This is a genomic window from Limnohabitans sp. T6-5, assembly GCF_003063315.1.
GTDB lineage: Bacteria > Pseudomonadota > Gammaproteobacteria > Burkholderiales > Burkholderiaceae_C > Limnohabitans_A.
In genome coordinates, this window is sequence record NZ_NERV01000003.1 from 78,699 (window position 1) to 104,214 (window position 25,516).

A 25,516-nucleotide genomic window follows, 5' to 3' on the forward strand; every position below is an offset into this window, starting at 1 on the left:
CGCCAAAGGGCTTCCTGTCCACCGATAAACTCAATCCCTTTTTGGTATCAGCGAGTCAGTCATGAAAATATCTGCAACGATGGCCTGTTTGTTGGTGGCTTTTGGGGGTGCAGCAGGGGCTGCCGATGAAAAGGCCAAGGGCCCTTTGGCTTCCAAACCCAGCCTGACGGTGACGGTGGCCACGCCCCAAACGGCCAGCTTGGCTCAAAAAATCAGCGCCAACGGCAGTCTGGCCGCCTGGCAAGAGGCCATCGTTGGGGCCGAGGCCAACGGCCTGAAAATCACCGATGTGCGCGTGAATGTGGGCGACCGGGTGCAGCGTGGTGATGTGTTGGCCAGTTTGCAGTCCGACACCTTGCGCGCCGAGCTGGCGCAGGCCGAAGCGGCCTTGACCGAAGCCACGGCCAGTGCGCAAGAGGCCAAGGCCCAATCCGAGCGCGCTCGCAGCTTGCAGCAGCAGGGCTTTTTCAGCAACGCACAGTTGAGCCAGACCTTGGCCGCCGATGCGTCGGCGCAGGCGCGTGTGCAGTCGGCCCGCGCCATGGTGCAGCTGCAAAACGTGCGCCTGTCGCAAACCCAGGTGCGTGCGCCCGATGCGGGCGTGATCTCGGCCCGGCAAGCCACCGTGGGCAGCGTGGTGGGCGCAGGCAACGAGTTGTTCCGTTTGATCCGTCAGGGCCGCATTGAGTGGCGGGCTGAAGTCACGGCCGCCGAGATTGGCCGCATTCAGGTGGGCGCGCCTGTAATGATCAAGGCCGCCAGCGGCCAGATGCTGCAAGGCAAGGTGCGCATGGTGGCGCCCTCGGTCGATGCGCAAACCCGCAACGCCATCGTTTACGTGGATTTGCCCAGTGCCACCGGCAGCGCCCGCGCCGGCATGTACGCCCAAGGCGAGATCGCGTTGGGACAAAGCCAGGCGCTCACCGTGCCCCAAGCGGCGGTGGTGGTGCGTGATGGTTTCAGCTACGTTTACACCGTCGGGGCCGATCAAAAAGTCAGCCAGCTCAAAGTGCAAACCGGACGCCAAAGCGCAGGCCGCGTCGAGGTGACCAGCGGCCTGAAAGCCGATGCCCGCGTGGTGGCCAGTGGTGGGGCATTCCTGAACCACGGCGACACGGTGCGTGTGGTGGACGCGCCAGCCTTTCAAGCTGCCCCCGCCACACCCGCCACACCCGCCACACCCGCCACACCCGCCACCAAATAAAAGGGACGCCATGCTCAACGTCTCTTCCTGGTCGATCCGCAACCCCATTCCCGCCGTCATGCTGTTTGTGCTGCTGACGGTGGCCGGCTTCATTGCCTTTGGGTCCATGAAAGTGCAGAACTTTCCGGATCTGGACGTGCCCACCATCAGCGTCACCGCCAGCTTGCCCGGCGCTGCACCCTCGCAGCTCGAAACCGATGTGGCCCGCAAGCTCGAAAACGCGCTGGCCCCGCTGCAGGGGTTGAAGCACATCACCACCAAAGTGCAAGACGGCGTGGTGTCGATCACCGCCGAGTTCCGCATGGAAAAGCCCACGCAAGAAGCGGTGGACGATGTGCGCTCGGCCATTCAGGGGGTGCGGGCCGACTTGCCCGGTGACCTGCGCGACCCGGTGGTGCAAAAGCTCAACCTGGCGGGCTCGCCCGTGTTGGCTTACACCGTGCGTTCTTCGCGCATGGACGACGAAGCGCTGTCTTGGTTGGTGGACAAAGACATCACCCGCAAGCTCTTGTCGCTGCGCGGTGTGGGTGCCGTGAACCGCGTGGGCGGTGTGACGCGTGAGGTGCGCGTGGCGCTGGATGTGAACCGTTTGCAGTCGCTGGGCATCACGGCGGCCGAGGTGTCGCGCCAGCTGCAGCAGGTGCAGCGCGAAGGCTCGGGTGGCCGCATGGACATCGGTGCGGGTGAACAGCCCGTGCGTACATTGGCCACTGTCAAGACGGCGCAAGAAGTGGGTCAAATCGAGTTGTCCACCTCGCGTGGTGGCCCAGGCGGAGGGAGCGTACGGCTGGACCAAGTGGCCACGGTGAGCGACACCCTGGCCGATGCCCGCTCGGCCGCCACCTTGGATGGTGTGCCCGTGGTGGGCTTTGAGGTGGTGCGTAGCAAAGGCGAGAGCGAGGTGGCCGTGGGCCGTTTGGTGCGCCAGGCGCTGGCCGATTACCGATTGCAAAACCCCGACATCGCCATCACCGAATCCTTTGACTTTGTGACCCCGGTCGAAGAGGAATACAAGGGCTCTTTGGTGCTGCTGTACGAGGGCGCGCTGTTGGCGGTGTTGGTGGTGTGGCTGTTTTTACGCGACTGGCGGGCCACCTTTGTCTCGGCCGTGGCGCTGCCGCTGTCGGTCATTCCGGCGTTCATTGGCATGGCGTATCTGGGCTTTTCCATCAACGTGGTGACTTTGCTGGCGCTGTCTTTGGTGATTGGCGTGCTGGTGGACGACGCGATTGTGGAGGTGGAAAACATCGTGCGCCATTTGCGCATGGGCAAGTCGCCCTACCAGGCGGCCATGGAGGCGGCCGACGAGATTGGCTTGGCGGTGATCGCCACCACCTTCACCTTGATCGCGGTGTTTTTGCCCACGGCTTTCATGAGCGGCATTCCGGGCAAGTTTTTCAAGCAGTTTGGCTGGACGGCGTCGTTGGCGGTGTTTGCCTCGCTGGTGGTGGCGCGGGTGCTCACGCCCATGATGGCGGCCTACATCCTCAAGCCCATCGTCACGGCCGCTCACGAGCCGGGCTGGCTCAAGCGCTACATGGTCTGGGCCACTTGGTGCATGAAGCACCGCCTGGTCACCATGGTGCTGGCCACGCTGTTTTTCATCGGCTCCATCATGCTGGTGCCGCTCTTGCCCAAGGGCTTCATTCCGCCGGACGACAACTCGCAAACCCAGGTTTATGTGGAGCTGCCACCGGGTTCGACCTTGGCGCAAACCCAGGCCAGTGCCGAGCATGCCCGCAAGCTGCTTATGACGGTGAACGACGTGAAGAGCGTCTACACCACGATTGGCGGCGGTAGCGCAGGCAGTGATCCGTTTGCCGGTGGCGGCGCGGCCGAAGTGCGCAAGGCCACGCTCACTATCCAGCTGACCGAGCGCGGCAAACGTCCGCGCAAGCAAGCCATTGAAAACGACATCCGCACCGCGCTGCAACAACTGCCCGGCGTGCGCAGCAAGGTGGGCTTGGGTGGGTCGGGCGAGAAATACGTGCTGGTGCTCACGGGCGAAGATCCGCAAGCCCTGCAAACCGCCGCCATGGCCGTGGAGCGTGACCTGCGCACCATCCAAGGCCTGGGGTCGATTGCGTCCACCGCCAGCCTGGTGCGCCCCGAGATCGCGGTGCGCCCCGACTTTGCCAAAGCCGCCGATTTGGGCGTGACCAGCGCCGCCATCAGCGACACCTTGCGTGTGGCCACGCTGGGCGATTACGACCAGGCATTGCCCAAGCTCAATTTGTCAGAGCGCCAAGTGCCCATCGTCGTGAAATTGGGTGACGAGTCGAGGCACGACCTGGCCACGCTCGAGCGCCTGATGGTGCCCGGCAGCCGTGGCCCCGTCATGCTGGGCCAAGTGGCCAGCATCGAGGTGGCGGGCGGCCCGGCGGTGATTGACCGCTACGACCGCCAGCGCAACATCAACTTCGAGGTCGAACTGTCGGGCATGCCGCTGGGCGACGTGACGCAAGCGGTGCAACAACTGCCCGCGCTGCAAAGTCTGCCGCCGGGCGTGAAGATCGTCGAGGTGGGCGATGCCGAAGTCATGGGCGAACTGTTTGCGAGCTTCGGTTTGGCCATGCTGATCGGCGTGCTGTGCATCTACATCGTGCTGGTGCTGTTGTTCAAAGGCTTTTTGCATCCCATCACGATTTTGGCGGCGCTGCCGCTGTCCCTGGGTGGTGCCTTTGTGGGCCTGCTGATCGCGCAAAAGAGCTTCTCCATGCCCTCGCTGATTGGCCTCATCATGCTCATGGGCATCGCCACCAAAAACTCGATCTTGCTGGTGGAGTACGCCATCGAAGCGCGGCGCGGCAAGCCCGCCGAGGGTGATCATCCCGCCGTGCCGCCCATGAGCCGCTGGGACGCGATTCTGGACGCCTGCCATAAGCGCGCAAGGCCCATCGTCATGACGACGATTGCCATGGGCGCGGGCATGCTGCCCATTGCCGTGGGCTGGGGCGCGGCCGACGCGAGCTTCCGCTCGCCCATGGCCATTGCCGTGATCGGCGGCTTGCTCACCAGCACCGTGCTCAGCCTGCTGGTGATTCCGGTGGTGTTCACTTACCTCGATGATTTGGGGCAGTGGTCGGGGCGGGTGTGGGGGCGTTTGACGAGGGTGCACAGGTGATCCAGGAACCGGTTTGACCACACAGTCGTCGCCTCAGAGAGAGGCTGATGCACAGGGCGCAGATGTCGCTAGGCTCGTGTTGACAAAACTTGAGCATTTCGGGACATACTTTCAAAACCATCGGTCGACCACGAGCGTTGACCGCAAAAAAGACAAGGTACATTGAAACAGGGAGCCCGTCATGACTGATCACGAAATCAAACTCTTTGAATCCATCCATGTCCGTTCGCATTGGGATGCTGGGCAGGAGAAATGGTATTTCTCGGTGGTGGATGTGGTGCAGGTGCTCACAGGCTCATCACGACCGCGCAAGTATTGGAGCGATTTGAAGGTCAAATTGCAAAAAGAAGGCAGTCAACTGTCCGAAGAAATCGGACAGTTGAAAATGCGTTCTCCGGACGGAAAATATCGTGAAACCGATGCCGCCGACGTTCCCACAATCTTGCGCCTGATCCAGTCCATCCCTTCACCCAAGGCCGAGCCGTTCAAGCAATGGCTGGCCAAGGTCGGTTATGAACGGATGCAGGAAATCGCTGACCCCGCCCAAAGCCTGGACCGTGCCCGTGAGAATTGGCAAAAAATGGGGCGCAGCGAGAAGTGGATTCAGCAGCGCATGACCGGGCAAGAGACGCGCAACAAGCTCACCGATTATTGGCAGACGCACGGAGTCGACGGAACCGACCAATTTGCGATGCTGACCAATTTGATTCACCAGGAATGGGCGGGGGTCAGTGTCAAGGAGCACAAGGCGCTCAAGACCCTGCAAAGCCAAAACTTGCGCGATCACATGAGCGAGGCAGAGCTGATTTTCACGGCGTTGGCTGAGTTATCGACCCGTCAGATTGCGCAAAAAGAGCAGGCTCGGGGTTTGCCGGAAAACGCCAAGGCGGGTGTGGCGGGTGGCCGTGTCGCCAAACGTGCCAAGGAAGATCTGGAGCGGCTGACAGGCGAGAAAGTGGTGAATGGCAGCAACTTTTTACCGCCTTCGACCCGTAAAAAACTGAGCAAAGAATGAATGAGAACTTGCAAAGGCTCAGGGCCTGGGCAAAAAAACGGCGTGCCGCTTTCGCGTGCACGCCGTTTGATTTTGAGAAGACCTGAAAAATCAGTTCTTGTGCAACTCAGCGTTCAACTCGCCCCAGCTCTTGTTGCGCGGAATGGCGTGCAGCGCGCCCGACTGTGAATCGCGGCGGAACAAGATGCCGTTTTTGCCGGACAGTTCTTTGGCTTTCATCAGGCTGCCGTCAGGCAGTTGCACGCGGCTGCCGCCGGTGATGTAGCAACCGGCTTCGACCACGCAGTCGTCGCCCAGCGAGATGCCGATGCCGGCGTTCGCGCCCAGCAGGCAGCGCTTGCCGACCTTGATGACTTCTTTGCCGCCACCCGACAGCGTGCCCATGATGGACGCGCCGCCGCCGATGTCGCTGGCGTCGTCCACCACCACGCCCGCGCTGATGCGGCCTTCGACCATGCTGGCGCCCAGCGTGCCCGCGTTGAAGTTGCAAAAACCTTCGTGCATGACGGTGGTGCCGCTGGCCAGGTGCGCGCCCAGGCGCACGCGGTCCGCGTTGGCAATGCGCACGCCAGACGGGATCACGTAGTCGGTCATTTGTGGGAACTTGTCCACGCCTTTGACTTCGAGCACGCGGCCTGTGGCGCGGGCCTTCAGGCGGGCGGCGGGCACATCGGCCACGGCGCAGGGGCCAAAGTTGGTCCAGGCCACATTGGCCAGCAGGCCAAAGATGCCGGTCACGTTCGCGCCGTGCGGCTGAACCAAGCGGTGGCTCAGCAGGTGCAGGCGCAGGTAGGCGTCGTGCGTGTCGGCGGGCGCGTCGGCCAGCGACTTGATCTCGGTGCGCACAGCCACCACGGTGGTGTTGCGCACGGCGCAGGCGGAGAGGGCCTTGGCCACGTCAGCGCCCAGGGCCGCCACAGCTTCGGCCTCGGTCAAGCGGGTGCTGCCGCTGGCGGCGATGCCATCGGCCAGTTCGGGGGCCGGGAACCAGGTGTCCAGCACGGTGCCGTCAGCGGCCAAGGTGGCCAGGCCCGTGGCGCGTGCGCCGGTGGTTTGGAAAGTGCTCATGGTGTTGCTCCGAAAAAATGGCCCGCAGTGTCTGCGGGCCGTTGGAAATCTGAAGGCGTGATTATCGGGGATGGCCGGTCTTGGAACTGATAACCCTGAATGATGCCAAAATCAGATGAAATTTGACGGAATGTGAGCCCACTCATGAACAGAATCACTTTGACCCCTGGACAACGCGGTGGACGACCTTGCATCCGTGGGCTGCGGATTTCGGTCTATGACGTCTTGTCCATGATGTCCAGCGGCATGCCGGTGGCCGAAATCCTTGAAGACTTCCCCGAATTGGAAATGGAAGACATTGCGGCTGTGCTGGCTTATGCCGCAGACCGCGAGCACAAGGTTCACACGCTGGCCGTGCAATGAAATTGTTGTTGGACGAGAACCTGTCCCGCAGACTGGTTCTTTATTGATTCGGCCCGATGAAGTTTGCATGAACGCTTTTTTTGTGGGAGCGGCGCCCTCGCCGCGATTGAGCCTCGCAGACCACCACCCATCGCCCCGAGGGCGGGGCTCCCACACTGATCGCAGAGCTGATCGCTATACCAAGAAAAGCCTTTCACTTCAAACTTCACAGGGTCGGATCTATAAGTCACTTCATGTCGCACCGCGACTGAGTTGTATATCGCTGGTGTCATCAGATCAGACGCCCCACACCCCCCTACCCTGTCACTTTCTGCCAATTCCTTTGAGCCTTGCAGCGATTGCGGCCGACCCGTCTGCGCTGTGCAATCACCCCATGGCAACGGCCCGCAGTCAGGCCGCGCCGATGGAGACACAAGCATGTACCTCACCGCTGGTTTGCACCGCTCGATGCAAAGGCACCCGGACAAGATCGCCACCGTCACAGGCACGCGCCGCCAGACCTACCGGCAACTGGTGGACCGGGTGGCCCGCACCGCGTCGGCCCTGCGCACCCTCGGCTTGCAACCGGGCGAGCGCTTGTCTGTGCTGGCTCTGAACAGCGACCGCATGATCGAGTTGCTGCTGGCCGGGGCTTGGGCCGGGCTGGTGATCAACCCGATCAACACCCGCTGGACCGCCGCCGAAGTGGCCTACGCCTTGAACGACTGCGGCGCCAGCGCGCTGGCGGTGGACGATGGCCTGATGGCCACCGCGCAAGCCATGACCGACGCCCTGCCGACCCTGCGGCAGCGGATTTACATCGGCGAAGCCCAGGCCCCGGCGGGCTATCTGCCGCTGGAGGCGCAACTGGCTGCAGCCGTGCCCATGGAGGATGTGCGCAGCGTGCCCGATACCCTGGCCGCCATCGTTTACACCGGGGGCACCACCGGGTTTCCCAAGGGCGTGATGCTCTCGCACGGCAACCTCTGGGCCTCGTTGGTGGGGCGCATGGCCGAGGTGCCCAACCCGCCGCATTACGTCACCTTGCTCACCTCGCCCATGTTCCATGTGGCGGGCTTGGGCCGCATGCTGGGCCAGACGGTGGTGGGCGGCACCTGCGTGACGGTCCCTGCATTTCAGCCCCAGCCGGTGGTCGAAATCATGGCCCGCGAAGGCGTGAACGACCTGGTCATCGTGCCCAGCATGCTGCAAATGCTGCTCGACACCCCCGGCTTTGACCCGCAGGGTCTGCCCCGGCTCGAACGCATCCTTTGGGGCGCGGCACCCATCACACTGCCGCTGCTCAGGCGCGCCCTGCAGGCTTTCCCTGAGGTGGACTTCATCCATGTCTATGGCATGACCGAAACCTCGGCCGCCGTCTCGGCGCTGCCGATCTTGCGCGACGCGGCTTTCTTGGACAGCGAGCGCATCCGCTCGGCCGGGCAGGCCGGGGTGTCGGCCGAGATCCGCATCGCCGACGAGCAAGGGCACGAACTGCCGCCCGGCACACCTGGCGAGATCCTGGTGCGTGGCCCTGCGGTGATGCAAGGCTACTGGGGCCGTGAAGAAGACACCCGCAAGGCATTGGCAGGCGGTTGGCTGCACACCGGAGACGGCGGCGTGATGGACGCACATGGTTACCTGTACGTCATCGACCGCATCAAAGACATGGTCATCACCGGCGGCGAAAACGTCTACCCCGCCGAAGTGGAAAGCACCCTCACCAGCCACCCCGCGGTGTCGATGTGCGCCGTGATCGGCGTGCCGCACGAGAAATGGGGCGAGGCCGTGCACGCCATCGTCGTGCTCAAGCCCGGTGCGCAGGCCAGCGCTGAAGCACTCTCGGCGCACTGCCACGCGCTGATCAGCGGCTTCAAGTGCCCCAAGAGTTATGAGTTCCGCGACAAGCTGCCGCTCACGGCCGCAGGCAAAGTCCAAAAAACCGAACTGCGCAAGACCGCAGCACGCGCATGAGCAGCACCGCCACCCATCAGCCCAACCGCCCGCCGCTGCAAGGCGTGCGCGTGCTCGACCTCACCCGCCTGCTGCCCGGCCCCATGTGCACCCTGCACTTGGCCGACTTGGGCGCCGACGTCATCAAGATCGAAGACCTGGGCGCGGGCGACTACGCCTCGCCTGCGGTGCGCGAAATGCTCAACCGCAACAAACGCGGCATGCGCCTGGACCTCAAGCAACCCGAAGGCGTGCAGCTCTTGCTCAAGCTGTGCGAGGCTGCCGACGTGTTGGTCGAAGGCTTTCGCCCGGGTGTGATGGCCCGGCTGGGCTTGGGCTACGACGTGGTGCGTGCACGCAACCCGCGCCTGGTGTACTGCAGCATCAGCGGCTACGGACAGACCGGGCCGCTGAGCCAAAAGGCCGGGCATGACCTGAATTACTGCGGCTATGCCGGCGTGGCCGACCAAGTGGGCACGCCCGCTGGCGAGCTGGCCCTGTCCAACCTGCCCATGGGCGACTTGCTGGGCGGCACCATGCCCGCCGTCATGGGCATCCTGGCGGCGTTGTTCGACGCGCAGCGCACCGACCAAGGCCGCCATGTGGATGTGGCGATTGCCGACGGCGTGCTGGCCCATGCGGTCATCCCGCTCGCTGGCCTGCACAGCCGGGGCCGCGTGCCCGCGCCCGGTGGCGACAAGCTCACCGGGGCGCTGCCCTGCTACGGCCTGTACCCCACGCAAGACGGCCGCTACTTGGCCGTGGGCGCTTTCGAGCACAAGTTCTGGGACACCTTTTGCACCTTGCTGGGCCGCCCTGATTTGGCCGAGCACCACATCCCCAAAACCCAGGACTTGAACGACTGGGTGCGCCATGAAGTCGCCCAAGCGGTGCAGGCCCACCCGCTGGCCCACTGGTCGCAGGTTCTGGCAGGTGCCGACTGCTGCGTGACTCCTGTGCTCAAGCTCGACGAGGCGCAACAGCTGCCGCACTTTCAGGACCGAGGCATGTGGGTGCAGGTGCAGACCGCGCAGGGCGAGACCATGACACAAATGGCCATGCCCGTGCAGATGAGCGGCTACCGTTTTGAAGTGCAACGCCCCGCGCCCCTGCAGGGCCAGCACACCCGCGAGCTGCTGACCGCTGCGGGACTCGATGACGCCGAGATTGATGTTTTGTGCCAACGCAAAGTCGTAGGATAGAGGCACTGTCTTGACCGACCGAGCCATGAACCGCCCCCCCAACGCCACGCCCGCCCAACACAGCATTCAGCACACCATCGCGGCTTACCAGGTGGTGCAGATGCTCATGGCCATCGAGGACGAAGACCAGCGTGCCGCCGTGTTGCGCCGAGCGGGCATCCTGCCTGCGCTGCTCGAATCCAAGCTGGCGCGCGTCACCCAAACCCAGTTTGCCCGCCTGATGACGGCGCTGGTACGCCACCACCGTGACGAGTTTTGGGGCCTGAGCACCACCGCGCTGCCTCTGGGTTCGTTTGCCATGGGCTGCCGCATGCTGGTGGGCCACCGCAAAGTGGGCGACGCCCTGCGCGCAGGGCTGCGTTACTACCACGCGCTGCTGCCCGACTTTGTGCCGCGCCTGGTGGTCAGCGGCGGCGTGGCGTATCTGCGCATGAGCCCGCGCCACGCGCTGAATGACCGCCAGGCCTACGCCGTGCGGGTCTTCATGTTCCTCAGCTACGGCGTCATGTGCTGGCTGGCGGCGCGGCGCATCCCCGTCGATGAAGTCGTCTACCAAGACAGCGAAGTGGCCCGCCGCAGCGATGCGTCCAAACTGTTCCAAGCGCCCATCCACCTGATGGCGGGCGAATGGGGCTACCGCTTTGACGCCAAATGGCTCGACCTGCCCGTGGTGCAGAACACCGAAAGCGTGGAAGAGTTCTTGCACCAGGCCCCGGCCTGCCTGCTGGTCAAGTACCGCGACCAGGCCAGCCTGACCGAGCGCATCCGCCGCATGCTGCGCCGCTACCTGGCCGAAGAAATGCCCTCGCTCGAAGAAGTCAGCGACATGCTGGCCACCACGCCCCAGACCCTGCGCCGCCGTCTGCAACGCGAAGGCCAGGGCTACCAAATGATCAAAGACGCCCTGCGCCGCGACGTGGCCGTGGAATTCCTCACCCAGTCTGATCTGCCGCTCTTGGAAGTGGCTGCCCGCGTGGGCTTTTCAGAAGCCAGCACCTTCCACCGCGCCTTCAAGGGCTGGACGGGTTTGACGCCCGGCGCCTACCGCCAGGCGCACAACGAACCTGTTGAGGCTGAAGCGTTGACTTAACCGCTATTCTTTGTAGGAGCGGCGCCCTCGCCGCGATAGAACGCCCGCAGTCCACAAACATTTGCCCCGAGGTCTTTGATGTGAATTTGACGTTTTCCAAGACTTCTGTATCTTGATTGACAATTCGGGTTTTGGTGTGGCGCTACAAGCGTGAACAAGTTATGAATCAATCGGATTTCAATGTGGGAGAACACTCATGAAGCCATCTCTTGCTTTGCAAACAAACCGCGATGCTATTCGCACTGTGGTTGAGCGTCATCGCGCCTGTAATGCCCGTGTGTTTGGCTCTGTGCTGCATGGTGATGACCAAGAAGGCAGCGACTTGGACATTTTGATTGACCCAACACCCAGCACAACGTTCATGGATGTGGCCAAGATTCAAGTTGAGCTGGAAAAGCTCTTGGGCGTGTCCGTGGATGTGTTGACCCCCAATGCATTACCTGACAAGTTCCGCAATTTTGTGTTGGCCGAGGCTGTCCCCGTATGAACAAAGCATTGCGCGTGCCTGATTACTTGGGCCACATTCTGGCTGCGATTGAGCGTATTGAGCGCCACACAGCGGGTGTTGACGAACTTGGGTTTTTGAGCAGTGAACTGATTCAGGATGCGGTGATTCGCAACATTGAGGTCATTGGTGAGGCGGCCAACAATATACAACGCGCAGATGCGGCATTTGCAGCCGCAAATGACGAAATCCCTTGGCAGGTCATGTACGCCATGCGCAATCGCTTGTCACACGGCTATGACAAAGTGGATTTTGAAATGGTCTGGAAAACGATTTGCAACGACTTGCCTGATCTCTACAAATTGGTGAAGGCGGTTTCCGGGTAATAGACAGTGGGCCCAATAGTCAGGACACGCCTCAACTCAAATCTGGCGCCTACCTACATGCGGACAGTCCTCAAAGCCAAGCCGATAATGCGAAATGATTTTTTGTCCAGCGCGTTGCCATATTGGCTAATTGGTCGCATACATCAAAGTTAGCCGTCGCATTCGATCACCTTTGTAAGTCAACTCAAGTTATTCCACGTTTGTTTTATGCCAGCATGCGCAATCTCTCCTGCCGATAGACGCCAACAAGTCCGGAAGATCGGAAACGATCTTCTGCAGAACTACGGTAAGAAGCAGTACTACACCATTGAGGAAGTCAAGGCGGCCAATCATCGCAATAAAGTAGATTTTGACTTTGTGTGTTGGTCTTATGCCGCGTTTAATTCACACAAAGACTTTGACGATTACCACCGATCAGTTGGCGAGAGTTGCGACTATGTATCCATGAAAAGTGACATGCTTTCGAGCGTGAGCAACGTGACAGACACCTCCTGGTTCGACTTCGATCTGTCATGGTTGGAGTTTCCGGATATCGATTTCTCGCTGTTCGATTTCCTTGACTTCTAATGAATAGATGAGTGGCAGAGAGGCGCTACCTTGCCGAAGAAATACCCTTGCCACTGCACAGAATCTGAAGGTCGGCAAACCTCGGGCAACTGGCCCTGAGCAAGCGCTCAGGCAGACCCCGCCTGAAGGCCTGCGACGCCCACAACCTGGACCTTGATCGCCCTCATGCGCTTGGTTTTCCTATCCGCTCAAACTTCATCATCGTGATAACCCGCTTCGCGCTGGTGCCGAATCCGGGCCACCATGACCCGGTCCAGCACATCGTCCCATGCGTAGCGCGCCAGAAAGAAGCTGCGCCTTCGGGAGATGATCAGTTCACGCAAACCACCTTCTACCGGGCGACCCATGCCGGGTTGATGCGTCAGCACTTGCAAGGCATCCAGGATGAAATCGAGCAGTTCCCCAGCCAATGGGTCTTTGGACTCGTACAAAAACAGTTCCAGCCGGACCAAATCCTGAAATGCCGCTGGGCTTAGAAATACGGTGCTCACACCTCAGCCCATTTTTTTGGCTTGCAAAGGTGCAGGCGGCGCGCTCTGCCCCTGACGATGTTCTTTCAGTTGAGAAAAATATTGACGGACATCGTCCAGCGCATGACCTGTGCCGGTGGCCTTCATGACGGCCAGCGCATCGGCCGAATCTTGTGCAAATGTTTGCCGCAAGCGCTTGCGCTGCGCCGCATCGGCCAGCGTGCTCACCATGAAAGCGTGCAGGCTCATGCCCATTTGCTTGGCATCTTCTTCAAGCTGCAGCTTGAGCGCGCCAGGCAGTTTCAGACTGGTGGCGACGTTGGCAGAAACAGCGGGCATGACAAGCTCCATTCATGGATGGTCAGAAGTGACTGCCCAGACCAATTTTGCACAACTGATCCCCAGACTCTGCGCCACCGCCTGCAACGCGAAGGCCAGGGCTACCAAATGATCAAAGACGCACATCGTCCAGCGCATGACCTGTGCCGATGGACTTCGTGACGGCAATTGCATCCGCCTAGTCTTGTGCAAACGTTTGCCGCAAGCGCTTGCGATGAGTTGCTGCGTATCAAGCGATGAGCCATTACTATTCGCTCATATACAAAGTCTTCGCAGATCACTCCAATGGACGCCCCTAAGACACTCGCCAGCGAATTCGAGCGCGCAGCTCGCAGAGCGCTGCTCACGCAGTCTCACATTGCATCCTTGGTCCGCCTTGTGGAGAGTATGCGGGAGGCAAAAGGACCAGGCTACAAAGTCCCTGACTTTGATCCCTTGGACGGTGGCATTAACGCGCAAGTCTTGTTCCTTCTGGAGGCCCCCGGTCCAAAGGCCATTACTAGCGGATTTGTCTCACGTAATAACCCCGACGAGACAGCCAAGAACTTCTTCCTGCTTAACGAAAAAGCAGGAATAGATCGTCGCCGCACAATGATATGGAATGCTGTGCCTTGGTACATCGGGTCCGGTACGAAAGTAAGACCAGCAAAGCGAGACGATGTACGCGAGGCCGATGAATGGCTTAAGGCGTTGATGGCGACTCTGCAACAGCTTCAAATCGTTGTGTTCGTGGGCCAAAAGGCAATGTATGCGCAGGGTGTCGTACAGCGCTGCCGCCCGGATGTCCAAGTCATGAAAATGCCGCATCCAAGCCCAATGTTTATCAATCGTTCCCCAGACAACCGCGCACGCGCCTTGGAAGCCTTACAAGAAATATCGGTTCGCATGGCCACGAGCGAAGCCTGACTCTTAGCCGAATAAGCGGGAATGTCAGAAGCTCAGCCCATCCACCCCACCCCAATAAATGTCACTTCCTGCCAATCATCTTGACCTGATTGGCGATTGGTAAAGCCTCCTTGGCGCTCGATACTTTGTCCGTATCGAAGCCTTTCAAGGAGCAGGCATGGCCGTTAGCAAGCGCGCTGTTCACGTCGTCGGCGTGGGCATGATCCCCTTCACCAAACCCGGGGCCAGCGAGTCCTACAACCTCATGGGTGCGCGGGCGGCCAAGCTGGCACTCGATGATGCGGGCGTGCCCTACGACGCCGTGCAGCAAGCCTATGTGGGCTATGTTTACGGCGACTCCACCGCCGGGCAGGCCGCCATCTACGGCGTGGGCCTGACGGGCATCCCGGTCTTCAACCTCAACAACAACTGTTCCACCGGGTCGAGCGCGCTGTTCCTGGCGCGCCAGGCGGTCGAGAGTGGCATGGTCGAATGCGCCATTGCCCTGGGCTTTGAGCAGATGGTGCCCGGCGCGCTGAAGGGCGCTTACGACGACCGCCCTTCGCCCATGGCCCGCTTTGCCGAGGCCATGACCGCGCACCAGGGCTTTGACCCGGCCGCGCCGCGTGCTGCGCAGTTCTTTGGCGGTGCGGGCATGGACTACATGAAGGAACACGGCATCCGCGCCGACACCTTTGGCCGCATATCGGTCAAGGCGCGCCAGCACGCGGCGCGCAACCCGCTGGCCGTGTTCCGCCAGACGCTCACGCTCGAAGAGGTGATGGCTTCGCCCACCGTGTTTGGCCCGCTCACGCGCTACCAGTGCTGCCCACCCACCTGCGGCGCGGCAGCCGCCATCGTCTGCTCGGCCGACTTTGCCAAAAAGCACAAGCTCGACGCCAGCGTGGTGATTGCCGCGCAGGCCATGACCACCGACACCCCCAGCACCTTTGACAGCGACGACATGCGCCGCGTGGTCGGCTACGACATGACGGCCAACGCGGCCAAGCAGGTGTACGAAGCCGCAGGCATCGGCCCCGAAGACCTCGACGTGGTCGAGCTGCACGACTGCTTCACGGCCAATGAACTCATCACCTACGAAGGCTTGGGCCTCACGCCCGAAGGCACCGCCGAAAAGTTCATCGTCGACGGCGACAACACCTACGGCGGGCGCATCGTCACCAACCCCTCGGGCGGTCTGCTGTCCAAGGGCCACCCGCTGGGGGCCACCGGGCTGGCGCAGTGCTACGAGCTGGTCTCGCAGCTGCGCGGCAAGGCCGATCAGCGCCAGGTCGAAGGCGCACGTTTGGCGCTGCAGCACAACCTGGGCTTGGGCGGTGCTTGCGTGGTCACGCTGTACCAAAAAGTCTGAAGGGGGCCTGACCATGATCGACCGTCAATTCATCGGCCACACCATGCCCGCCTTCGAGGTCTTGGTCGAAAAAGGCCGCTTGCGCTTTTTTGCCAAGGCCACGGGGCAGACCGACCCGGTTTACACCGACGAAGCCGCGGCCCGCGCCGCCGGGCACCCGGCCTTGCCTGTGCCGCCCACGTTTTTGTTTTGCCTTGAGATGGAGTCGCCCGACCCGGCCGCGATCCGCAACCTGCTGGGTATGGACTACCGCAAGCTGCTGCACGGCGAGCAGGGCTTCACTTTTCACCGCATGGCTTATGCGGGTGATGTGCTGCGCTTTGAACAGCGCATCGAAGACATCTACGACAAAAAAGGCGGCGCACTCGAATTCGTGCTGCGCAAAACCCGCGTGAGCAACCAGCGTGGCGAGCATGTGGCCGACTTGCGCGCCGTGACCGTTTTGCGCCACGGATAAGGAAACCCCCATGACACTCCCCTCTTTTGATGCCCTGCAAGTGGGCGACACCATTCCCGCGCTGGAGCTGCCACCCGTCTCGCGCCTCACGCTGGCGCTGTACTGCGGCGCTTCGGGCGACCACAACCCGATCCACGTCGACACCGACTTCGCCCACAGCGCAGGCATGCCCGACGTGATCGCGCATGGCATGTTGTCCATGGGCTGGCTGGCGCGCTTGCTCACCAACTGGGTGCCGCAAGCGGCCATTCGCGACTACAGCGTGCGCTTTGCCGCCATGACCCAGGTGCACGAAAAGATCACCTGCACCGGCCAAGTGACCGAAAAGTTTGAAGTCGGTGGCGAGCGCCGCGTGCGCTTGTCGCTCACCACCGCCAACGCCGAAGGTCAGGTCAAGCTGACCGGCGACGCCGTCATTGCGCTGGCCTGAACCCGTTTTTTAAAAATCACATTCCAAAGGATTCCCCATGTCCCGCAAACTCGAAGGCCAGGTGGCCCTGGTGTCAGGCTCTGGTCGCGGCATCGGCCGTGAAATCGCGCTCAAGCTCGCCAGCGAAGGCGCCCGCGTCGTCATCAACGACCTCGACCAAGCCCCAGCTGAGCAGACGGTGGCCGACATCATCGCCAGCGGTGGCCAGGCCGTGGCCTGCATCGGCAGCGTGACCGACACCGACTTTGGCGAGCGTTTTGTCCGGGCCGCGCTCGACGCGTTTGGCGGCATCGACATCATCGTCAACAACGCCGGTTACACCTGGGACAACGTGCTGCAAAAGATGAGCGACGAGCAGTGGGATGCCATGCTGGCCGTGCACATGACGGCACCGTTTCGCATCTTGCGCGCAGCTTCCAACTTCATCCGCGACGCGGCCAAAAAAGAGGCCGAAGCGGGCCTATCCAAGCACCGCAAGGTGGTCAACATCTCGTCCACCTCGGGCGTATACGGCAACGCAGGCCAAGCCAACTACGCGGCGGCCAAGGCCGGCATCAACGGTTTGACCAAAGCCATGGCCAAAGAGTGGGGCCGCTACAAGGTCAACGTCAACAGCGTGGCCTTTGGCCTGATCATGACGCGCCTGACGCAACCCCTGACGGCAGGCGACGCCAGCGTGGAGATTCAGGGCCGCACCATCGCCGTCGGCGTGCAGCCTGATCGCCTCAAGGCCGCCGAATCCACCATCCCGCTGGGTCGGGGCGGCACACCCGAAGAAGCCGCGGGTGCGGTCTACATGTTCTGCATCCCCGAGTCCAACTACGTCAGCGGCCAGGTGCTGGTTTGCGGCGGCGGCCGTCCTTAAGGCGCGTATGGACAGCATCCTGACTTTCCCTCGCAGCGTGTTTCGTGAAGACCACGAAATGCTGCGCACCACCGTGCGCCGCTTTTTGGAGCGCGAATGCAAACCCCGCCAAGCCCAGTGGGACAAAGACGGCAAAGTCGACCGCGAAACCTGGCTCAAGGCCGGGCGCGAAGGGCTGCTGTGCGCCACCATGGACCCTGAATGGGGCGGTGGCGGTGGCGACTTCGGCCACGCGGCCGTGATCGTCGAAGAGATTGGCCGCTCGGGTGTGAGTGGCCTCGGCTTTGGCCTGCACTCCGACGTGGTGGCGCCCTACATCGAGCGCCTGGGCACGCCCGCACAAAAAGCCCAGTGGCTGCCCCAATGCGCCACGGGTGAAGTCATTCTGGCCATTGCCATGAGCGAGCCCGGCGCGGGCAGTGACCTCAAAGCCATTCGCACCACGGCGCGCCGCGAGGGCGATGAGTACGTCATCAACGGTGCCAAGACCTTCATCTCCAACGGCCTGAACTGTGACCTGGTCGTGGTGGTGGCCAAGACCGAGCCCGAGCTGGGCGCCAAGGGCGTGTCGCTGATCTTGGTGGAGGCTGACCGCGCCGGTTTTCGCAAAGGCCGCAAGCTCGAAAAAATGGGCCAAGAAGCGGCCGACACTGCCGAGCTGTTTTTTGAAGACGTGCGCGTGCCTGTGACCAACATCCTGGGCGAAGAGAACAAGGGCTTTGCCTACCTCATGCAAGAGCTGGCACAAGAGCGTTTTGTGATCGCGCTGGGCGCAGCCGCCAAGATGGAAGCCATGTTTGACGAGACGGTGCGCTACACCAAAGAGCGCGTGGTCTTTGGCAAGCCGCTGTTTGATTTTCAGAACACCCGCTTCAAGCTGGCCGAGATCAAGGTGCGCACCACCGCCGTGCGCATGATGGTGGACCAGTACCTGGGCGAGCACCTGCGCCGCAAGCTCACCGTGCAAGAAGGCGCGATGGCCAAACTGTTTGCGACCGAGGAGCTGGGCAAGGCACTCGACGAATTGCTGCAACTGTATGGCGGCTACGGTTACATGATGGAGTACCCCATCACCCGCGCCTTTGTGGATTCGCGCGTGACCCGCATTTATGGCGGCACCAGCGAGGTCATGAAAGAGCTGATCTCGCGCAGTTTGTGATCACCGTTTGTGACCCCCACACCGCACCAGTCTAAAGAGCCGCTCATGTCCACATCGTCGCTGCCTTATTGGCCCAAAGGCGTTCCGCGCACGCTGAGCTTGCCGCAGGTGCCGCTCACGCATTTCGTGCAGGTCGCGGCAGAGCGCTTTCCGAACAAGCCCGCCGTGATTTTTTGCGGCAGCACGTTGACCTACGCGGCGCTGCTCGCACGCGTGGAGGCGCTGGCCGGATATCTGACCCAGCGGCTGGGTGTGCAACGCGGCGACCGCGTCTTGCTGATGAGCCAGAACTGCCCGCAATACGTGGCGGCCTATTACGGCATCATGCGCGCCGGGGCCGTGGTGGTGCCGGTTAACGCCATGTGCACCCCCAGCGAAATCCGCTACTACATGCAAGACAGCGGCGCACGCGTGGCCATGGTGGCGCAAGAGCTGTTGCCCCAGGTTTTGCCGCTGCTGCAAGCTGGCAACCCGGATGCCCTGCAAGCGGTGTTGGTGCATGCGTATTCAGAAGGCCTGCCCGCGCAGCCAGCCAGCGACGAAGTGCCGGATGCGGTGCCTGATGTGGTGTTCGCCCCGCGCCAGTGGACTGAGGCCCCGGGCCTACTCGGGCTCGAAGACGCCATCGCACAGGCCTTGCCCGCACCCGCAGAGCACCCAGGCAGCCAAGACCTGTGCGTGCTGCCCTACACCTCGGGCACCACTGGGCACCCCAAGGGCTGCATGCACACCCATGCCACGGTGTTGGCTTCCAACATGTCTTCGCAGGTCTGGCGCGGGCTGCACATGGACTCGGTGTTTCTGGCCGTGGCGCCGCTCTTTCACATGCTGGGCATGCAGGGCGGCCTGAACGTGCCGATCACACTGGGCGCCACCGTGGTCATGCTGCCGCGCTGGCACGCGGCGTCAGCCGCCCGCCTGATCGAGCACCACCGTGTCAGCGCTTGGGCCGCACCACCGGCCATGCTGATCGACTTCTTTGCCAACCCGGCTGCCGCGCAGCGCGACTTGAGCAGCTTGTCCACCCTGTCGGGTGGCGGTGCCGCCATGCCCGAGACGGTGGCGAACTTGCTGCAAACGCGTTTTGGCATCGCCTACAACGAGGCCTACGGCATGACCGAGACCGCCTCCTTTTTGCTGGGCAACCCACCGGCACGCGGCAAGCGCCAGTGCCTGGGCGTCATCACGCCCGGGGTGGATGCGCGCATCGTGGACCCGGAAACCCTGCGCGAGTTGCCCGTGGGCGAGGTGGGTGAGCTGGTCACGCGTGGCCCGCAACTGATGCGCGGCTACTGGCAAAACGAGAGCGCCAACCAGACCTCATTTTTTGAGCTCGATGGCCAAACCTTTTTCCGCACGGGCGACCTGGCCAGCGTGGACGAAGAGGGTTACTTCTTCATGCGCGACCGCCTCAAGCGCATGGTCAACGTCTCGGGCTTCAAGGTCTGGCCCGCTGAAGTGGAAAACACGCTCTACGAACACCCGGCGGTCCACGAGGCCTGCATCATCGCCGTGCCCGACACCCAGCGCGGTGAAAACGTGATGGCCCTCCTGGTGCTCAAGCCCGGCTCGAAAGGGCAGGTCACGGAGCAAGACATCATCGACTGGAGCCGCGAGCACATGGCCGTCTACAAAACCCCACGCATCGTGCGCTTCATGGACGTGCTGCCCAAGTCGGGCACCGGCAAGATCCTGTGGCGGCAATTGCAAGAACAAGAGCACGCGCGTTTGGCCGTGTCCACCCCGCAGGTGATCCCATGACCCGTCATTCATGTAGGAGCCCCGCCCCCGGGGCGATCGGTGGTGGTCTGCGGATGCCCCATCGCGGCGGGGGCGCCGCTCCTACAGATCAAACCATGAACTTTTCCCAGCAGGAGACACCATGAGAATCCCTTTGAGTTTCAAAGGCCAATCGGTGTTTGTGGCCGGTGGCAGCAGCGGCATCAACCTGGGCATCGCGACCGCGTTTGCGCAGGCTGGGGCGAACGTGGCGATTGCCAGCCGCAACGCCGAGCGCGTGGCCCAAGCGGTGGACCAGTTGCGCCAACACGGCACGCAAATCGAAGGCTACAGCGCCGACGTGCGCGACGCCGCAGGCATTGCCGCGGCGCTGCAGCAAGCGCGTGACGCGATTGGCCCGTTTGACGTGCTGATCTCGGGCGCGGCAGGCAACTTTTTGGCACCTGCTTTGGGCATGTCGGCCAACGGCTTCAAGACGGTCGTGGACATTGACCTGAACGGCACCTTCCATGTGCTGCGTGCGGGCTTTGAGCACCTGCGCCGCCCGGGTGCCAGTGTGATCAACATTTCAGCGCCACAGGCCTTCAACCCCACCAAGTTGCAAGCCCATGTGTGCGCGGCCAAGGCGGGCGTGGACATGCTCACGCGGGTGCTGGCCATGGAATGGGGGCCTGAAGGCGTGCGCGTGAACTCCATCGTGCCCGGCCCGATTGGCGACACCGAAGGCATTCGCCGCTTGGCACCCACGCCCGAGGCGCTGCAACGCATGACGCAGTCGGTGCCCCTGCAGCGCATGGGCCGCGTCGAAGAGATCGCCGACATGGCGCTGTTTTTGGCGTCGCAGCACGCCGCATTTGTCACCGGTGCCATCCTGGCGGTGGACGGTGGCAGTTCCCTGGCCGGTGGCCGGGACTATGCCGCTTATTGATGCGGCATGTTGAAGTTTGAAATGGGTGCGCTAAGTCATCTCGTAGCTCGGTGGCAACCGAGCCGACATTGCAGGCTTGGGCGTTATCAGCATGTCGGCTCTGTTGCCGCCGACAAAATCATGTCGCGGCCTTTACAGCTTGTTCATACGCCGCTTGGTCATTTGCCAAAAGGTAGGTCGGCACTCGCAGAGTCCGACATCTGCCGATTGCACCTTTTGCGTCAAAACAAGCCTCACCTCTCAAGCACCCATGTCGGGGTCTTCGACCACCGACCTACAACAAGCCCGCAAGTCCCATCGAGGGCAGTGTCTTGTAGGTCGGCACTCGCAGAGTCCGACATCTGCCGATTGCACCATTTGCGTCAACACGAGCCGTGCCTCTCAAGCACCCATGTCGGGATCTTCGACCACCGACCTACAACAAGCCCGCATGTCCCATCGAGGGCAGTGGCTTGTAGGTCGGCACTCGCAGAGTCCGACATTTGCCGATTGCACCTTTTGCGTCAACACGAGCCGCGCCGCTCAAGCACCCATGTCGGGGTCTTCGACCACCGACCTACAACAAGCCCGCAAGTCCCATCGAGGGCAGTGTCTTGTAGGTCGGCACTCGCAGAGTCCGACATCTGCCGATTGCACCATTTGCGTCAACACGAGCCGTGCCTCTCAAGCACCCATGTCGGGATCTTCGACCACCGACCTACAACAAGCCCGCATGTCCCATCGAGGGCAGTGGCTTGTAGGTCGGCACTCGCAGAGTCCGACATTTGCCGATTGCACCTTTTGCGTCAACACGAGCCGCGCCGCTCAAGCACCCATGTCGGGGTCTTCGACCACCGACCTACAACAAGCCCGCAAGTCCCATCGAGGGCAGTGTCTTGTAGGTCGGCACTCGCAGAGTCCGACATCTGCCGATTGCACCATTTGCGTCAACACGAGCCGTGCCTCTCAAGCACCCATGTCGGGATCTTCGACCACCGACCTACAACATCTACTGCGATCAACAAGCGTCCAACCCCTGTCATTAGGCTGAGAAACCTCCCATGATCATCCCCTCCAAAAGCTCCCCCTCTTTGCTGCAGTTCGATGTGACCGACCAGGTTGCGACCATCACCTTTGACAGCCCGAGCAAACGCAACGCGCTCGAGCCCGCCATGCGCGACGAGCTGGCAGTGGCCTTGCAACACATCCAACAAGACAAGTCCATCCGCGCCGTGGTCCTCACTGGGGCTGGCGGGCATTTTTGCTCGGGCGGTGACCTCAAGAACATCGCAGCCGCCAATCTGGACAACGGCGGCTGGCTCGGCCGCATGCAGACCTTGCACGAATGGGTGCAGCTGCTGCTGACGCTCGACCGCCCGGTGATCGCTGCCGTCGATGGTGCGGCCGCAGGTGCGGGCTTCAGCCTGGCGCTGTCGGCCGACTTCGTGCTGGCCACGCCGCGCGCCTGGTTCAACATGTCCTTCCTCAAGGTCGGCCTGGTGCCTGACGTGGGTGCGCTCTACACACTGCCCCGCGTGGTCGGCGTGCAGCGCGCCAAAGAAATCATGCTTTCGGCCCGCGACATCGACGCGCAAGAGGCCTTGCGGCTGGGCATCGCGATGGAGCTGCACGAGCCGGACCAGCTGCTGCCTCGTGCGCAGGCCTTGGCCCGCAGCTTTGTGGGCGCGTCGCCCGCCGCTGTGGCTTTGATCAAGCGCAGCCTGAACAACGCCTTGGGCGGTGGTCTGCAAGACATGCTGAGCTCAGAAGCGCAGGCCCAGGCCCTGGCCGCAGGCACCGCCGAGCACCGCGAAGCCGTGGGGCGCTTCCTGAACAAACAGGCGCCGTTGTTTGCCTGGCCCGCGCAGAACAAAAGCTGATGCAAGCGCCCAGGATGGATCAAGCCCTTGTCGGGGGTCTTTGACCACCGACCTGCGAAACACCACCAACTTCGTAGGTCGGCACTTGAAGAGTCCGACAAGTGTTTGGGGGATCAACTGCCGGTGAAGTCTTTCACCATGTTGCCGTACCACTGCAGGTCGGCTTGCCACAGTTCCTGGCGACGGAAGTTGTCGTCGGTGACGGTTTGCAGCAAGTGGCCTTCTTCGCCCATCTTGTAGTCAAACTTCACATTGATGGCTTCGAGGGGTTGGGTGTTGACCAGCATGAAGCACAGGTTGTCGATGATGATGGGCTTCATGGGCTGGTTTTTGGACTGCTGCGCGATGTAGGTGGACACGCTGCGGCCCATGCGGTTGGCGATGTGGCCGCTCTTGGGGTAGTGGCCAAACTGGGGCGACACGGCGCCCACGCTGTCGCCAATCACGAACACGTTGGGGTCGTCCTTCAGGTTGTAGAACTCGGGGTGCACCGCCGCCCAGGTGCTGGGTTTGCCGTCCGGAGTTTTGCCAATGGCGCCCATTTTCCAGACCAGGTCCGCCGCTTGGTGGTGGCCCATGAAGATGGCATCGTCGAACTTGAAGTCGCCCGCCAGGGTCTTGACCACCTTGTTGTAGGGGTCCAGCTCTTTCACGCCTGCGTTGGACACGTAGGTGATGGTGTCGTGGTACAGCTCGTCAAAGGCCATGCGGTAACCGCCGCCAATCGGCATGATGCGCGGCTTGGGGTCGAGGATCACGATTTTGGCCGGGATCTTGTGGCGCTGAAAGTAATCGGCCATCAAACACGCACGCTCATAGGGTGATGGCGGGCAGCGGTGCGGTGGCGGGGGCAGCGTCATCACAAACGTGCCGCCCTTGAAGCCTTTGATTTTTTGCTTGAGCGCCAGGTGCTCGGAGCTGGGCACGTAGGCGCTGGAGAAATGCTTTTGGGTATACGCAGCCGACGCGCGGTCGTTGCCAAACCAGGGCTCATAGGTCACGCGGATACCGGCGGACACCACCAGCCAGTCGTAATCCACAAAGCCCTGTGCGGTGTGCACGCGCTTTTTGTCGCGGTCGATGTCGGTGATCTCGGTTTGCACGAAGGTGTAGCCCATGCGCTCGGCCGCAGCCGTGTACGAGTGCACGAGGAAGGACGTGTCCACCACGTCCACCAGCCATTTGTTGCTGAGCGGGCACGACCAGAAGATGGGGTTTTTTTCGAGCAGCACGACTTCGAGGTCGGGCGCGTCTTCGCGCAAATGGCGTGCAGCGGCCAGGCCACCCCAGCCCCCACCCAAAATGACGACACGGCGCTTTTTGCCCTTGGGCATCAGCTCGGTCGAGGGGGAAAACAAAAAAGGCTGAGCGATGACAGCAGGGGACGCAGCAGACAGCGCGCCCAGTGCTGCCGCGCCCTTGAGGAGGGTACGACGTGCGGTGGTCATAAAAGGACTTCCGTAAATGAAGGGAAAAACCTGTCGGCGCATACGAGGAGCAGGGGCTCCAATGCCTCGAAGGCAGGTGGCTCAAGCGCTGGGCGCGTGAGGGGAGGATGTTAAGCGATGCAGTGAGTGGTGTCCGTCAATGGCCGTGGTGGGGGGGGCTTGGCAGGGTGTAGCCCCCTGGATACGGCCCTTCAAATAGCCGTGCAAGCGGCCATGGCCCTGGCTTTTTGCAGGCGTGTTTCTTCCATCAGGAAGTCGAGAAAAACGTGCGTGCGCTGCGGGATGAATTTGCGGCTCGGGACCGCTGCATAGATCACCAGGCGTCCCGTGATCCAGGGCGCAAGCACCCGCACCAGCTCACCCTTGGTGAGGTAAGGCGCCACCACATCAATCGCCACAGAGGTGATGCCCGCACCATCCAGGGTGGCTCGCAGCAAGCTGTCTGTGTGGTTGGCCAGCAGCACCGGCTGGATGTCGATTTCAATGGCTTGGGTCGGGTTCTCCGGGCACCACATGCGCCACAAGCGGGTTTTGATATCGGGCATTTTCAGGCGCAGACAATCATGTTGCATCAGTGCCTGCGGTTCCAGGGGCATGCCTTTGCGTTGGAGGTATTCCGGGGAGGCCACCAAAATCGCTTCGGATTCAATCACTTTGCGGGCAATGACGTGGGCGTCAAAACCCTCGTCTGTGCCCAGCAGCGTGATGTCAAAGTCCTCAATGGGCGGTTCGCGCAGGTTCTCGACCTCCAGTTCCACCAGGATCTTGGGGTAGCGCTTGCGGAACTCTGCCAGCAGCGGCGAGATGACATAACTGGCCAGCACCGGTGGCGCATGCAGGCGCAACAGGCCGACCAACTCGCTGGTCTGGGCACTGGCCATGGCATCGGCCTCGTCAATGTCTTGCAAGATGCTGCGAATGCGATTTAGGTACTGCTGGCCTGTATCGGTCAACGACAGGCGCCGAGTGGATCGCTGCAATAAGCGAGCACCCAGGTGGTCTTCCAGATCAGCGACCAAGCGGGTCACCACGGGTGCCGACATGTCCAGCGCCCGCGCAGCCGCAGCAAAGCCGCCTTCATTGACCACGCGCTCAAAAACGCGCATTGACTGCAAACGGTCCATGCCAAGCTCCTGATCTGGATTTCAACCCTTTGATTATTTCTGAT

The 25,516-nt window shown here is 61.9% G+C and carries 23 protein-coding genes; 18 read left to right on the forward strand and 5 right to left on the reverse strand.

Going from position 1 to position 25,516, the window contains the following annotated elements; all coding sequences use genetic code 11:
* The first annotated feature begins 61 nt into the window (after positions 1 to 61).
* The 3 genes from B9Z51_RS12280 (at position 62) to B9Z51_RS12290 (ending at position 5,343) form a co-directional block, all read left to right on the forward strand.
* Complete coding sequence (locus B9Z51_RS12280) at positions 62 to 1,204, forward strand: efflux RND transporter periplasmic adaptor subunit (protein WP_108375157.1); 1,143 nt, start codon at positions 62 to 64, stop codon at positions 1,202 to 1,204.
* A 10-nt stretch (positions 1,205 to 1,214) separates the two neighbouring features.
* Entirely contained in the window at positions 1,215 to 4,328 is a 3,114-nt protein-coding gene (locus B9Z51_RS12285; protein WP_108375159.1) for an efflux RND transporter permease subunit, read from the forward strand.
* 181 nt (positions 4,329 to 4,509) lie between these two features.
* Entirely contained in the window at positions 4,510 to 5,343 is an 834-nt protein-coding gene (locus B9Z51_RS12290; protein WP_108375162.1) for a Bro-N domain-containing protein, read from the forward strand.
* A 90-nt stretch (positions 5,344 to 5,433) separates the two neighbouring features.
* Here B9Z51_RS12290 and dapD read toward each other — a convergent pair whose 3' ends face one another.
* Positions 5,434 to 6,411, reverse strand: a complete 978-nt coding sequence (gene dapD, locus B9Z51_RS12295; RefSeq protein WP_108375164.1) for a 2,3,4,5-tetrahydropyridine-2,6-dicarboxylate N-succinyltransferase — start codon at positions 6,409 to 6,411, stop codon at positions 5,434 to 5,436.
* Between the two features lie 144 nt (positions 6,412 to 6,555).
* Between dapD and B9Z51_RS12300 the strand changes: the two genes are divergently transcribed.
* The 6 genes from B9Z51_RS12300 (at position 6,556) to B9Z51_RS12325 (ending at position 11,829) form a co-directional block, all read left to right on the forward strand.
* Positions 6,556 to 6,774, forward strand: a complete 219-nt coding sequence (locus B9Z51_RS12300; protein WP_108375167.1) for a DUF433 domain-containing protein — start codon at positions 6,556 to 6,558, stop codon at positions 6,772 to 6,774.
* Between the two features lie 417 nt (positions 6,775 to 7,191).
* A complete protein-coding gene (locus B9Z51_RS12305) occupies positions 7,192 to 8,727 on the forward strand; it encodes a class I adenylate-forming enzyme family protein (RefSeq protein ID WP_108375965.1) in 1,536 nt (511 codons plus the stop codon).
* Positions 8,724 to 9,908: a CaiB/BaiF CoA-transferase family protein gene (locus B9Z51_RS12310; protein ID WP_108375170.1), complete on the forward strand. Its 1,185-nt coding sequence runs from the start codon at positions 8,724 to 8,726 to the stop codon at positions 9,906 to 9,908. Before B9Z51_RS12305 ends, B9Z51_RS12310 begins: the two co-directional genes overlap by 4 nt.
* A gap of 25 nt (positions 9,909 to 9,933) precedes the next feature.
* Entirely contained in the window at positions 9,934 to 10,998 is a 1,065-nt protein-coding gene (locus tag B9Z51_RS12315; RefSeq protein ID WP_108375172.1) for an AraC family transcriptional regulator, read from the forward strand.
* A 196-nt stretch (positions 10,999 to 11,194) separates the two neighbouring features.
* On the forward strand, positions 11,195 to 11,485 hold the full coding sequence (locus B9Z51_RS12320) for a nucleotidyltransferase family protein (RefSeq protein ID WP_108375174.1): 291 nt from the start codon (positions 11,195 to 11,197) through the stop codon (positions 11,483 to 11,485).
* On the forward strand, positions 11,482 to 11,829 hold the full coding sequence (locus B9Z51_RS12325; RefSeq protein ID WP_108375176.1) for a DUF86 domain-containing protein: 348 nt from the start codon (positions 11,482 to 11,484) through the stop codon (positions 11,827 to 11,829). Before B9Z51_RS12320 ends, B9Z51_RS12325 begins: the two co-directional genes overlap by 4 nt.
* Before the next feature lie 755 nt (positions 11,830 to 12,584).
* On the opposite strand, the gene B9Z51_RS12335 is transcribed toward B9Z51_RS12325, so the two are convergent.
* Both B9Z51_RS12335 and B9Z51_RS12340 read right to left on the reverse strand, forming a co-directional pair.
* Positions 12,585 to 12,887, reverse strand: a complete 303-nt coding sequence (locus tag B9Z51_RS12335; RefSeq protein ID WP_108375180.1) for a type II toxin-antitoxin system RelE/ParE family toxin — start codon at positions 12,885 to 12,887, stop codon at positions 12,585 to 12,587.
* 3 nt (positions 12,888 to 12,890) lie between these two features.
* A complete protein-coding gene (locus B9Z51_RS12340) occupies positions 12,891 to 13,205 on the reverse strand; it encodes a hypothetical protein (RefSeq protein ID WP_146187759.1) in 315 nt (104 codons plus the stop codon).
* Between the two features lie 285 nt (positions 13,206 to 13,490).
* Between B9Z51_RS12340 and B9Z51_RS12345 the strand changes: the two genes are divergently transcribed.
* The 9 genes from B9Z51_RS12345 to B9Z51_RS12385 all read left to right on the forward strand — a co-directional run bounded on the left by B9Z51_RS12345 (position 13,491) and on the right by B9Z51_RS12385 (position 22,900).
* Positions 13,491 to 14,111, forward strand: coding sequence for a uracil-DNA glycosylase (locus B9Z51_RS12345; protein WP_108375185.1), 621 nt, complete (start codon positions 13,491 to 13,493; stop codon positions 14,109 to 14,111).
* 157 nt (positions 14,112 to 14,268) lie between these two features.
* Positions 14,269 to 15,462 carry a lipid-transfer protein gene (locus tag B9Z51_RS12350; protein WP_108375187.1) on the forward strand — a complete coding sequence of 398 codons (1,194 nt, stop codon included), beginning with the start codon at positions 14,269 to 14,271 and terminating at the stop codon, positions 15,460 to 15,462.
* Positions 15,463 to 15,475: 13 nt separating this feature from the next.
* Entirely contained in the window at positions 15,476 to 15,919 is a 444-nt protein-coding gene (locus B9Z51_RS12355) for a MaoC family dehydratase N-terminal domain-containing protein (RefSeq protein ID WP_108375189.1), read from the forward strand.
* A 10-nt stretch (positions 15,920 to 15,929) separates the two neighbouring features.
* Entirely contained in the window at positions 15,930 to 16,349 is a 420-nt protein-coding gene (locus tag B9Z51_RS12360) for a MaoC family dehydratase (RefSeq protein ID WP_108375191.1), read from the forward strand.
* Between the two features lie 37 nt (positions 16,350 to 16,386).
* Positions 16,387 to 17,214 (forward strand): SDR family NAD(P)-dependent oxidoreductase, encoded by an 828-nt coding sequence (locus B9Z51_RS12365; protein WP_108375193.1) that lies wholly within the window; start codon positions 16,387 to 16,389, stop codon positions 17,212 to 17,214.
* 7 nt (positions 17,215 to 17,221) lie between these two features.
* Positions 17,222 to 18,373: an acyl-CoA dehydrogenase family protein gene (locus tag B9Z51_RS12370; protein WP_369959113.1), complete on the forward strand. Its 1,152-nt coding sequence runs from the start codon at positions 17,222 to 17,224 to the stop codon at positions 18,371 to 18,373.
* Positions 18,374 to 18,418: 45 nt separating this feature from the next.
* Positions 18,419 to 20,134 carry a long-chain-fatty-acid--CoA ligase gene (locus B9Z51_RS12375; RefSeq protein ID WP_108375195.1) on the forward strand — a complete coding sequence of 572 codons (1,716 nt, stop codon included), beginning with the start codon at positions 18,419 to 18,421 and terminating at the stop codon, positions 20,132 to 20,134.
* A 121-nt stretch (positions 20,135 to 20,255) separates the two neighbouring features.
* On the forward strand, positions 20,256 to 21,041 hold the full coding sequence (locus B9Z51_RS12380; RefSeq protein ID WP_108375197.1) for an SDR family oxidoreductase: 786 nt from the start codon (positions 20,256 to 20,258) through the stop codon (positions 21,039 to 21,041).
* A gap of 1,040 nt (positions 21,042 to 22,081) precedes the next feature.
* Positions 22,082 to 22,900 carry an enoyl-CoA hydratase/isomerase family protein gene (locus tag B9Z51_RS12385; RefSeq protein ID WP_108375199.1) on the forward strand — a complete coding sequence of 273 codons (819 nt, stop codon included), beginning with the start codon at positions 22,082 to 22,084 and terminating at the stop codon, positions 22,898 to 22,900.
* A gap of 113 nt (positions 22,901 to 23,013) precedes the next feature.
* Here B9Z51_RS12385 and B9Z51_RS12390 read toward each other — a convergent pair whose 3' ends face one another.
* Positions 23,014 to 24,348: an FAD/NAD(P)-binding oxidoreductase gene (locus B9Z51_RS12390; RefSeq protein WP_108375201.1), complete on the reverse strand. Its 1,335-nt coding sequence runs from the start codon at positions 24,346 to 24,348 to the stop codon at positions 23,014 to 23,016.
* 191 nt (positions 24,349 to 24,539) lie between these two features.
* A complete protein-coding gene (locus B9Z51_RS12395) occupies positions 24,540 to 25,472 on the reverse strand; it encodes a LysR family transcriptional regulator (RefSeq protein ID WP_108375203.1) in 933 nt (310 codons plus the stop codon).
* Positions 25,473 to 25,516: the final 44 nt, after the last annotated feature.